Annotated in this window: 5 protein-coding genes; 4 read left to right on the forward strand and 1 reads right to left on the reverse strand. The window is 59.7% G+C overall.

Annotated features, from left to right (window positions below; all coding sequences use genetic code 11):
• Positions 1 to 38: 38 nt before the first annotated feature.
• Positions 39 to 452, reverse strand: coding sequence for a hypothetical protein (locus tag H618_RS0109885; RefSeq protein ID WP_028694915.1), 414 nt, complete (start codon positions 450 to 452; stop codon positions 39 to 41).
• Between the two features lie 352 nt (positions 453 to 804).
• Here H618_RS0109885 and H618_RS0109890 point away from each other — a divergent pair, with 352 nt between their 5' ends.
• From H618_RS0109890 to H618_RS21545, 4 genes are all read left to right on the forward strand, one after another.
• The gene (locus tag H618_RS0109890; protein ID WP_028694916.1) at positions 805 to 2,598 is read left to right on the forward strand and encodes a hypothetical protein; all 1,794 of its coding nucleotides are present in this window, start codon (positions 805 to 807) and stop codon (positions 2,596 to 2,598) included.
• 118 nt (positions 2,599 to 2,716) lie between these two features.
• Positions 2,717 to 5,143 (forward strand): hypothetical protein, encoded by a 2,427-nt coding sequence (locus tag H618_RS0109895; protein WP_028694917.1) that lies wholly within the window; start codon positions 2,717 to 2,719, stop codon positions 5,141 to 5,143.
• Positions 5,144 to 5,181: 38 nt separating this feature from the next.
• On the forward strand, positions 5,182 to 7,974 hold the full coding sequence (locus H618_RS0109900; protein WP_154660642.1) for a hypothetical protein: 2,793 nt from the start codon (positions 5,182 to 5,184) through the stop codon (positions 7,972 to 7,974).
• Positions 7,975 to 8,038: 64 nt separating this feature from the next.
• A complete protein-coding gene (locus H618_RS21545; RefSeq protein WP_050577278.1) occupies positions 8,039 to 11,812 on the forward strand; it encodes an RHS repeat domain-containing protein in 3,774 nt (1,257 codons plus the stop codon).
• Positions 11,813 to 12,012 lie beyond the last annotated feature (200 nt).

Below are 12,012 nucleotides of genomic sequence, written 5' to 3' on the forward strand. Positions count from 1 at the left end.
ATGATGTTCCTCGGACGTTCGATTGAAATGAGAAGGCTTCAGCGGGTACCGCCACGGGGAGAAACGTTGACCGTGACCACGTCGAGTGAATCCGCCTGCGCCGATCCCTGTTTATCGATCACCTCCAGGCCCAACCCCTCTTTAATAAAATCTTCCTTGGCATAACTGTTGACGAAATAATGAACGTCGTAATTATTTAACTTCGCCGGTTGATGGGTAGTCTTTAGCGTCATTGACCAGCCGCCTTTGCCGGTCAATACGACCGTTGCCGCTGAGGGCAGATCGTCCATTTGAATCTTTCGCGGCTTGTCGAGTTTGTTCCCGCCGCTGCCGACGGTGAGCGTGTACGTCCTGCCCCAGCCGTCGGTTGGAATATTGAGCGACGCGAACTTACCGTCGGGATTGCTAATGATGATGCTGCCTGATTGCTGTGGCGTTGCTGAATGAGTCATTGAGTTGGCCTCGCGCAGTGCGCTCGTGAAACGCGTGAAGTGCAGGCATGTCAGGACATCGACGTGCCTGTCGACTTGCCGTTGACTGACAGATGTGCAGTGTCACCGAGGCTAGGGCAAGCGGTGTTGTGGCGCACCTGGCAGATATATCAGGTAGGCCGCTGGCCGCGATTTGCCTCGTGGTCGTACGCGCAAGGGCAGCGACCTGACAATTCTGCCAGTTGTCTGCGGTTCCACCAGCCGCCTATAACTTGAAGTCATGACACAGCGGGTGCGTCGTTGTGAATGCGCCATGGTCCTGCAACTTGCGCAGGAGCGTAGGCAGCGTGTGTCGAACTTCGAGGATGCAAGAATGAACGAACTAGCAAAGGTCGATTATGAGAAACCCCTCATTCCCGACCTGAATGATGCGGCGGAAGTCGATCTGGAAAAGTTGGGAAGCTCGCCATTAACCGCAGTTATCAAGTTCACAGGCATGCAACCGGGGAACCTGGTCCGGCCACGTTGGATCGGCGCGTCGCCTGAAGGCGTGGTGTTCGATGATATTGGTGCCGAGGTACCGATCGTGCCGGCCGATCTGGCCGATGGCAAACGCATCGAAATTACCAATACTGCCGTTCACAGCGCGGCCGGTGGTTGGGCATTCTTTTCCTACACCGTGGACGGTCGAGTCGAATCACTGCGCAGGTTTTGCTTCATCGGTGTTCGTCCGCGGACGCCGAGTGAGGCATTGTCGGTGATTCATGCGTTACCCTCGCACGACTTGGTTCTGCGGCGCAGTGACTTCCCTGATGTCGGGGTGACGCTGGTCGTTGCGCCCTATCAAGCCATGCAAATCGGCGACACCATCACCGTCAAACTGGTGGGTTACGATGAGGACGGGGTCGAGGATGACGACCGAATCGACGTGATCGTGGTGAGCAAAGCTCACATGCAAGGGCAGTCGCTGTCGGTCGATGTACCCAAGTATTGGTTCAGCTACCTGGAGGGGGGCTATGTCCGCGCCGGCTACCGTATCAAGTTCGCGGACGGGATGGAGCTCGACGCGCCAGAGCAGCGTTTCGAGGTCGACTCCAGCGCAGCGCTTCCCCCGTATCTGCCCAAGCCGACGATCGTGGGTCATGCCGAAGGAACCCCGCTCGATCCCGCCAAGTTCCGCGACGGCCTGACGATTCAGGTACCGACTTACCCGGACATGACAGTGTCCGATCGCATCCTGGTGCGTTGGCGCAGCGCTGCCAGCGACACGTTCCTGCCGCTTCGCGTCGATCCCAGCACCCTGGTGGCGGGGCCGGTGTTGTTCCGGCTGCCCGCCGAGGTGCTCACGCTGAGCGGCGGCACCAGCGCTCGGCTGTCTTACCTGTATGGACGCGAGAACGCCAGCTTGAGTGCCGAAGCGCTGCAGGTCGATGTGGTCATGCCACGTACTTTGCGTGTGCCGGATGTCGGCGGCGCGCAGCCGGATTCGACGCCCGCTTGGGGCACTCTGACGGCATTGAACGCAGTCGATGGGGTCTACATCAATGTGCCTGCCGATACGCTGGCGCCTGGCGAGGGCCTCGAGGTGCATTGGGCGGGCAAGCCGCCACACGGTCATTACATCGCCAGAACACCGGTCAGACCGGAGAACCCGCTGCGTTTCTTCATACCCGCACAGTACGTGGCGGCCAATCTTGGCCGTGGTGAGCGGGATGAAAGCAAGCGCTTCGATGTGTTCTATCGATTGACTGCGCGTGGCGACCATGTCGATTCGCCGTCCTACAGGCTGCGCATCAAACCTTTCGCCAGCAGCGCGTATCCGCAGATCACCTGTTTGCAGGCGAGCGGTTCTGTCCTGTCCCTCGCCAGAGTGCCAGCCACAGGCGCCGATCTGACACTGGGTACCTGGTACCTGGCAGCACCGGGTCAATTGTTGACGGTGTCTCTGTCCGGCGTGAGTGCCGGGGGCACTCTGGAGGCCGTTATCTGCGACCGTGTAGCGGTGACCGCAGAACAAGCCAGTACTGGGGTGAAGGCCACATTATCGAAACAAGTGCTCGAGCAATTGAGCATTGGCACTTCTTTCACCCTGCGCGCCAGTGTGAGTTATGACGGCGGTGATTACTTCACACCGATGCGCAGCAGCACGTTGACGCTGTCTCGCTGAAAAGACGCGTATCTAAACAGCTTTCGTCGGACCGTCCATGAGCGTGCCACGCAGTGGCCTGCGTGCACGGTGGTCAATGACGGCGAAGCCAATGCAATAATTACCGGAGTGTTTGTCCATGGCCAGACCAACGTTAACGCAATACCTGACGTACATGAAACAGCAACCGCGAACTTATGAATGGGGTGCTTTGTTAGTGTACGACCGCTATAAAACCAACCGGCTGTTGGCGCAGGAATACATCGCACGTTTCCAGGGGGGCGACTGGATCAAACCTGTCAATGTGCGCAAGGAAACTGAAACCGGCAGTTGGACCGATGTGTCCGATCTCACCAGCGGTTCACCGCTCTTGTCGTTCATCAACTCCAATATTGGCGGGTCGGCGGCCAAATTGAGCATTCCCATGCTTGGCGGCAAGATCAAGACCTTGCGTCAGCGGCCTGGTAGTTCTCAGATCGAGTTGACCGGCCTGTCGACCCTGGACCCGCTGACCGCGCCGCGTCTGGACATGAATATCAAGCTGGACACCGAAAGCAGTGGCTCGATCAGCGGAGAGGGGCGGGTGGTCCTGGATTTGAGCAATGGTTCGGGATACAGCTTCGTCGTGTCTCCCTGGAAGGACTTGAACGACAAGGTCGGCGCTGCCATCCGCAGCGAATTCGAGAAACGCCCTCTCGCAGAACGTGTCTGGGTGATCAACACGCTCAAACCTGTGGAAGGTGAGCTCAAGCCCACTTCGTTCACCGTGCGCACCCACTCCCTGGCCCGGGCAGGAGTGACCTTGGCCAGCGAGGATCCAGCGGAACTGGAAGAGGGTGCGGTGCTGGTAGGCATTGCCTTCAACGACGAAACCGGCGGCACATTCCCGACCGCCGACAAAGATTTGCCCTATTTGCTTCCTGAAACCGCGTCGAGCAGCCCCGAGGCATACTCGGCAAACATCATCATCAAGCATGAACACTGGGTCAAGAACCTGCTGGTCAAGATGATCAAGTCCATTCCGGAGTTCGCCGGGCTCACCCCGGAGTACGAACAACAAGGCAGGTTCGTGGTCCAGGCGAACTTTGGTCATCTGGCGCAAACCTTCGACGAAGTACATCGCACGGGCGAGGGTTATTTCCACTGGGGGAAATTGCTTGGCACCAGCCTGATAGCGGACCCGGCGCTGAGTCGGGCGCATTTCAGATTTGCCGACGACACCATAGCGTTCGAGTGGCGGTGCACGGTGCCGGCCACTGTCGAGTGTGAATTCGAGTGGAGTGGAATGGTCATCAAAGGCACGCGCAGTTATCGCAGCGGTTTCGTGTTGAAGAAAGCGTACACGCTGGCCGTGGGGGCGACGGGCAGTGTAGTGCTGCAGGCGGGCGCCAGCCAGCTGGAGCACTCCTTGAGCAATGACGACACAACGGACGTTCGGCACATCTTCCAGAATTTCTACACCGATCAGGTGTTGCCGGTCCTCGAAACCAAGATACAGGGCAAATTCGACAGTTTCACCGGAGCCATCGAAAAGGCCGGACCTTCCATCGATGTGCTGCGCCTCAATGGTTTGCTGTTCCGCAGCGATAACGCCGTGACTCCTGAAAGTGTGCGCGCACCTGGCGATCTGTCGCTGTTGGGCACCTTGGCACCAAAGCTGACCGCTTTCGCCATTGAACCGCTCAATCCGACGATTGCCGCTTCCACCCGTCAGGCGTTCGAGCTCAAGCCTGCGCCCGCGGGCACGCCGACCTGGGCCGTCGAACATCTGCCCGGGGGGCAGGGTGAGAAGGGGAGTATCGAGGATGGCCTCTACACTCCACCGACCAGCGCGCAAATATCAGGCACTTCACTACGCGTCCTGATCAGTGCAAAGGTGGGCGACAAGGTCGCCTACAGCCTGGTCACAGTCGTGCCCAAGAGTATCGCGGTGTTCCCATTCCTGCAAACAGTGAATTTCGCCACTGTTCCGAGCAATCCGCCCCGGCACGTGCTGGTAGGCGGCGCGTTGGATGCGGCGCTGCAATGGCGCACCACTGACGGCTTCAAGGGCAAGATCCGCCCAGCCGAGCCTTATGGCCGGGATGCGGATCTCAGTATTCCTCAGGGCATGGACGTGCGTGTCTATGAAGCGCCGGTGCATTCCCCAGGCGCTCCAGGTACTGCAGGCATGATGATCCAGAGAGATCGCGTGGAAGTGACCGGCCATGGCGCCACTGCCGGGATCGACCTGCTGGTGCCTTGGCAAAGTCCCACCGCGACGATCAAGGTGGTGAAGCAGGGTGCAGGACTCAAGCTCAGCCTGTGGGTAGCCTCCTGGACCGGCGGAGAAGTCGAGGTGCCTGTGGCCAATACAATGTGGTTCACGATCGTCGGCAGTAAAGCCGTGGATCCTGCCACTGGCGTTTACCCCCCAGGCGACACCGGCGACTACACCGTCCTGGCGGCTGCCGATAAAACGTCCAACGTTCTGACCTGGGGCTATATCAGCCTGCCGCTGCCCTACGACCTGAACTACGAACAGTTGCTGAAGTATGTGCAACTTCGTTCCACAGTGAGGTACTGAGCATGGTCACCCATTCCAAACAAGACCTTATCAACCAGTTGGCCAAAGGCGACGCCCTGCACGGCTGGGGTGCGATCATCGCGCTGGGGCGTGACGCGCTCAATCGACGCCTGCTCACGCGCTATGTCGAAGGGTTCGCCGCACAGACGTTCATTCCACCCATCAGTGGTGAAGGGTTCCTGGATGCCAACCTGAGCGAAAAGTTTGTATTCGATCAGTTGCTGCTCGGCCCATTGCAGTTGTCGTTCAAGCACGCCTCAGGCAGTACCAGGGAGCTGACCGTCACTCTGGAGCTGATCGCAGGCCGTTGCAGCTCCATTGCGCAGTGGCCAGGCGAGCCAAAGCGGCTCAGGAGAAGCCATAGCCTGCATCAGGGTATGGGCTATCGATTGGAAGTGACACTGCCCCTCACGCTGCAAACGATGTCGTTCGCCAACCAGACTCAAGTTGTGCTTGATCTGCAGCAGGCGTCCGCTGCCTGCTGCACCTTGGGCAGCACCGAAGTGGCGCAACGGAAAATGGGCGAATTCCTGCTGGATCAGGTGCGAACGCAGTGGGGGCGTGATCCTTTGGTGCCATTGCTGAGCTGTTCGCACGAAGGTTCCGATCCGTTGTCGATCGCGCAGTACTCGATACAGGTGCAAAAGGCCCCGACCGATATCGGCAATGGTGGCGCTCGCGAAGACGACGGTGCCCTGTTGATTCTCGCGCAACTGCGCGGCTCGCCTACTGCCGGCGTGGCGCCCCATGCTTTGCCTTACCTGCTGCCTGACAAAGACGATGGCAGTGGCCATCACGACGCAGCATTGCTGCTTGGCAGAAGGCGTTCGAGCTTGGTCGAAGGGCTCGACGCCGGGATCCTGGAGCACGTGATTCTGCCTGGGGCCTATCAGATTGCGCCTACCGAGCGGCACAGTCCTCACGACCTGATTCTGTTCGCCGACGTGGTCCCCAGCGAGGCCACCGCTGAGCTGCAGCCGGCGTTGAAGGGGCTCAGTGCGGGGCAGTCACTGAACTTGCAGAGTACCCTGCACGCGGTCGGGCAGTGGTCGGCACGCAATGTGACCTACCCACTCGCCCACGGCCAGATGGACCAAGGGCGCTACACCGCCTCGGCACTGCAGGACTTTACCGGCGACCAGCAGGTGGTGGTGATCAGCGCGGAGTCGACCGAGGGCGGCACGCGCAAGGTCCGCTCGGCCGTGGTAGTGGAGGCGGTCGAAGGCGTGTCGATATCGCCGAAGGTCCTTCTGTGGAACAGAGGCGAGGCGCCGGTGCGTCTTACTGCCTCGTCGGCCGAGGGAGTGGCTTGGTCGTTGCAAGGCACCCGCTTTGGCGAACTGCAACGAGATCCCGATGATCCGCAGTCAGCGCTGTTCACACCCAGTGTCAGGGATGCGGCTGCGCCGTTCGAGCTTCAGCGTATCAAGGTCAGCAAAGGTTCCGAGAGTGGCTATGCGACAGTGGTTATCCTCAACTACAGCTCACCGTTGTCAGTCGAGCCGTTTCATGTGCCGCGCATCGGTGCGTCGGGCACCCAGACCTTCAGCCTCTCTGAGTACCCCGGCCAGGCAACCTGGCAACTGGTCGGTACAGGTCACATCGACGCCAACACGGGTGTCTATACCGCGCCGAGTAGCGATCCCGGTGATGTCACCGTGGTCATTGGCGTATACGACCGCTTTGCGGGGATTGCCGTCATCGAGCATCAAAACAACCCACCCGCTCAAATCGCTGCTGCGCAAGAGCGCTGGAAAGAGCTGAACCTGTTCGACGTCAAGCGCAACAATGCCAATCGCAACCGGGTTCTGGCCAACGGCTTGCAACAGGTGGGGATTGATATCGTCCTGGAAACCAAAGAATTCGAAGGCGCGGAGGGTTCCGTGTGGGACCCGGTCAGCGACCTTGAGCTTTCTACGCTGGTGTTGCTGTACGAAGACGGTACGCCAGTACCAGTGCTGCCGGTGGGCGTAGAGGGTCTGGACCCGGACTTGCCTGCCAACCGTGACAGTTGGGCAGTCAGCAAGCAACGCAATCGCTATGACTACCTGCCCACCGGTTCTGGCGCTCCGCCGTTCGAGTCCAGTGTGGCACCTGCCGACGCCAGGCGTACGGTGACCTTCTATGTCTGCTCGACCGAGGCGGAGGTCAGGCGCTTCAAGGCCAAGTTTCAGGACCAGCGAAACGGTTGGCATTACTCGGACATAAAGGACCAGGGGCGCGGGGTGCTCGAGCTCGAAGGCGTGCCAACGCCGGCGGTCGATCTGGGCAACTACGCGTTGCAGGCAAAACGAGTCGAGAGCCTTAAAGGTTTCGATCATACCAATGGGGATACCTTCAACTATTGGCACTCGACCACGGATTACTGGACCCTGTACGGAAGGCAGATCGTGTTTGCCGGAATCGAGTGGGACAACTCGGCGATGATTCGCTGGGAAAGCGAAAACAAGAACGAGACCTACTGTAGCTATACCGGCTATGCCTTCAAGCCGCGCCGCCATCCCGATGCAGCACCCGCCTCGCGCGAGATGCAGTATGGCGCTTCGCTGGAATTGCTGTTGCTCGAAGATCGCGTCAAATCGAATGGGCTGGATCGGCGTTTCAAGGGGCAGGAGAGTGTCGCCGAAGGCACCGTGCTACTGAGTCTTGAACGCACCTCGAACCTGAGCCATTGGCAATACCAGGATGGCGATGGCGATAACTATCGACTGGAACTCGATAAAGCCTTGTCGTTCACCCTGATCGATACGTATGGCTCCCGACACCGGCTCAAGGTCACCTTCGGCAATGTCCCCGACAGTCGAAATTCGCTGACCCTCAATCTCCAGTAAATCCTCCGGCGCTCGCCCCATACGCACCGGAGCGCAGCGCTGCCTGACAAGCGTGAGTGATACCATGGCAACCACTTCCTACTTGCATTCCAACGCCTTCAACTTTCTCAGCTTCGTCGCCGGCGGGGTCGACCCGCGAACCGGGCAGTACACCCTGGCCATCGAGTTGCCAGAGTTGCCCGCCAACCAGTTGAATGGTCCTGACCTGCCGCTGCGCCTGGGCTTCAATCCCTTGAACATACAAGATTCGGGATTCGGCATCGGCTGGAGCCTGAACCTGACCCAGTTCGTGCCGTCCAGTGGCATGCTCGCTCTGCACACAGGTGAACAGTTCAGGGTCTCCGACAATGGCCCCGGCCATGCGGCTGTCATTCCTGAGCGCAAGATCGAAAGTTTCAAGTTCGAAAACGTCAGCGACGAGCAAACCCTGTGTTATCGCATCGCGCACAAGTCCGGCCTGGTCGAACTGCTTCAGCCTCAGGCCCCGGACTACAAGGTGGCGCTGCCCGTTCGGGTATTGGCCCCCTCGGGGCATGGCATTCGCCTGACCTACGAGGTCGTCAAGGGCGTTGCGTGCCTGGCCACCATGGTTGAGGAAAGTGCGCCGGCGCGCACCTTGCTGCATATCGACTACAGCAGCAACGCCAGAGCGCTGATACACCTGAATCCGAACTCGGCAGCGTCCGCTAGCTACTCCTTGGAGCGCGATGGCGATGCTCTTTCGGCAGTCATTCTGCCCAGCCAGGATCGGGCACGCTGGACTTTCACCTACCGCCCCATCGGTGCGCTGCGTTGCCTGCAAACCGTCGAGACGCCGGTGGGCGCGGTCGAGCGCATCGAGTACGAGGAGCAAGGTCATAAACTGCCGGGCAGCCAGGGCAGGTCGGTGCCTTACGTCAAGCGTCATCGACTCGAGCCTGGCCAAGGCATGCCAGTGCAAGACACCCGCTATAGCTTCAGCTCGAACAATTTCCTCGGTTACGGAACGGGCATCAGCTGGCAGGACAATGGCCTGGACAACCTCTATGCATTCACCGGCACAAGCTATGTCTACAGCTCGACCGAAACCCAGTATCGCGACGAACAGCCGGCACGGACCATCGAGCGCAGCTTCAACCGCTTCCACCTGACCACCTCCGAGGTCACCCGCGAAGACGGTTGCATCCTTAGCAACACGACGACCTACCACGAGGTCCCCAACCTTGCGTTCAAAGATCAGCCTGAGCATTTCCAGCTACCGCAGCTGGCCAACACCGCCTGGACCCAATCGGGCACTGGCCTGCGCCGCGACGAGCAAGTCAGCACCGACTACGACCGCCACGGCAACCTCTTGGTGCAGGTAGAGCCAAGCGGTGTCAAGGAGGTGTTGAGCTACTATCCAAAAGAGTCCAGCGAGGGATGTCCGGCCGATCCCGAGGGGTTCGTTCGTCAGCTGAAGTCTCGCAGTCTGGTGCCGTCGAGCGAGGGCGAGGGGGGCACTGAAGCACTACGCACCGACTATACCTACGAGGCGCTGCCTGGTCTGGATGGCGGGCGTGGCACGCTGCTGCTTAGCAGCCAATCGCTGATCCGGGTCAGCGACGACCTGTGCTTGACGCACATCCAGACCCAGTACGCGAATGAGGTGAGCGATCCGCTGCGCTATGGCCGTAGCCTGTCCGAAGCGCGCACCATTGGCGGCTTGCGCACCCTCAGCGAATATGCGTATGACCTTGTCCAGGTCGAGGGGCGTACCGCGGTCGAGACACGCATGACGGTCTCTGGGTTCGACCACGATACCGCCCAGGCTGACGGCACTCAGCGTCATGCGCAGAAGACCACTACCCTGCAAGCGTGCGTACTGACAGGCCTGCCACTGCTCAACCATGACGATAATGAAGTGCAGATCGCCTATGCCTACGACGAGCTGCGACGGGTCATCCGCGAAACGGTTTCCCCTAACGATGAGCGCTACACGGCTACGCGTCACTACAGCTATCATCTGTCCACTGATGGCAGCCAGGCCGTGCAGGTCGAACAAGACGTCAAGGGCGTCACCAGCTGGACCTACGTCGATGGGCTCAATCGCGTGGTCCGTCGCACCCGTCAGGACCCTGACTACGGCTTGACGGCGCAGGCCCGACAGGCACAACGCCTTGTCTATACCGCAGCGTACGACGCCCTGGGTCGACTGACCGAAGAAACCGAACATGACTGGCTGGCGCTGAGTGAATTGCCATTGCGCCGCGCCTTCGAGTACGACGGTTGGGGGCAGCAGTATTGCGAGATCGGCGCCGATGGCGTTCGTAGCTATACGCAGAACGATCCGATCGGCACCGTCGACTCCAACGGCCCCATCCTTACCCAATGGCGTAGTTCGGCAGATGGTCAACTGCGAACCGGGAAAACCGTCACCTGGCTCAACCGTTTCGACAAGCCCAGCCAGGTCGAGCGCTTCAGCTGGGACGACAACGTCCCACGTATCAGCTTGCACCAGTACTTTTACGATGGTTTCGGCCGTACGGCGCGGGAAGTCGACGGGCGCGGGGCGCAAACCTCGTTCACCTACGACGAATTCGACCGATTGAGCGATCACACGCTCGCCGATGCCGCCGTCGTTCACCGCGACTATGCCCCCCATAGCCCGGATGATCTTCCTGTATTGATCAAGGTGGTCGACAAAGGCGTCCATAGCGTCCTGGGCGAGCAGGGATTCGATGGCCTGGACCGTATGGTCACGTCGATCACAGGGGGGCGTGAGCGTACCTACCTCTATGCTCAAGGTCAGCGCCAACCGCAGCAGGTCATCACCCCGCGCGGCAACACGATCAAGTACGTCTATCTCCCGCAATTGGGCGAAGAGCCGCTGCAGCGTGCACTGATCGATTCAGGTGTAGAGGCCGAGTATGAATACGATCCGCAAAACGCTCGACTGCTTCGCTGTGTCGAGCAGGATGAGGTTCTGGAGCGGGAATACTTCAGTACTGGCCAGCTTCGCAAAGAAATGCGTGGGCAAGGCGACACCGACTACACCATGCATTACCTGCACAGCTTGCAAGGGCGTTTGCTGAGTTATACCGATGTGTTAGGCAGCACTCAGTCTTACCACTACAACCCCTTGGGACAACTGGTGCAAACCGCGCTGGGTACTGTGGCGAGCACCTTCGAGTACGATGAGCTGGGCCGCACCCGGCGCATCTTCACCGAGACCTGTGATGGTGACGGCAGCCGCCGCAGCCTGGAAACGACCTTGGAATATGACGAGTTCGAGCGCGAAACGCTTCGTCGTTTCGACTTCACAGATTGCGTCCAGACATTGAGCCAGACCTACGACGCGGTCGATGCGATGGAGACCAAGACGCTCTGCGAAGGTGATCGGCTGCTGCGCAAGGAGACTTACAGCTACGACAAACGCGGTCGACTGGTCGACTACCGCTGCGAAGGCGAAGACGATTACCGGCCCGTCGATCCGTTCGGCAAGTCAATACAGGGCCAGCGTTTCACCTTGGATGCTCTGGACAACATCACTCGCGTGCGCACGCTATTCGATGGCGGCACGGTCGACGCCCGTTATCAGTTCGAGAATGCCGATGATCCGGCCCAACTCACCAGCATCATCATCAACGGCCTGGAGGCACAACCGCGCGTGGTGGCACTCGAGTATGACGCCGACGGCAACATGACCTGTGACGATCAGGCGCGGGTGCTCGAATACGATGCCCTTGGCCGTCTGGTTCGTGTCGATGATAGCTCCGAGGCGCGGGGCGCGACCTATGGCTACGACCCCCTGGACCGTCTGGCCACGCAAGTGGGCCTCGATCTGTCATCGGACATGCACAGCAGATCCGTCAACCCCTGAAGTTCCGCTCGCTATTCGGACGTGAAGGCCTGTGCGTGCGCAGGCCTTCCGGGCCCTGCATTGCGAAGCGATGATCGCGCTGTCGACCTGATAAAAATGCCAGTTGTGACGATCGTCTGCCAACGATTCAATGCGTCAAGCCCCGACTTCGCCCCGCAATGAATAGCGTTCCCCCTGGACGTAACCATTACGCAAGGATC

It is taken from the genome of Pseudomonas cremoricolorata DSM 17059 = NBRC 16634 (assembly GCF_000425745.1).
GTDB lineage: Bacteria > Pseudomonadota > Gammaproteobacteria > Pseudomonadales > Pseudomonadaceae > Aquipseudomonas > Aquipseudomonas cremoricolorata.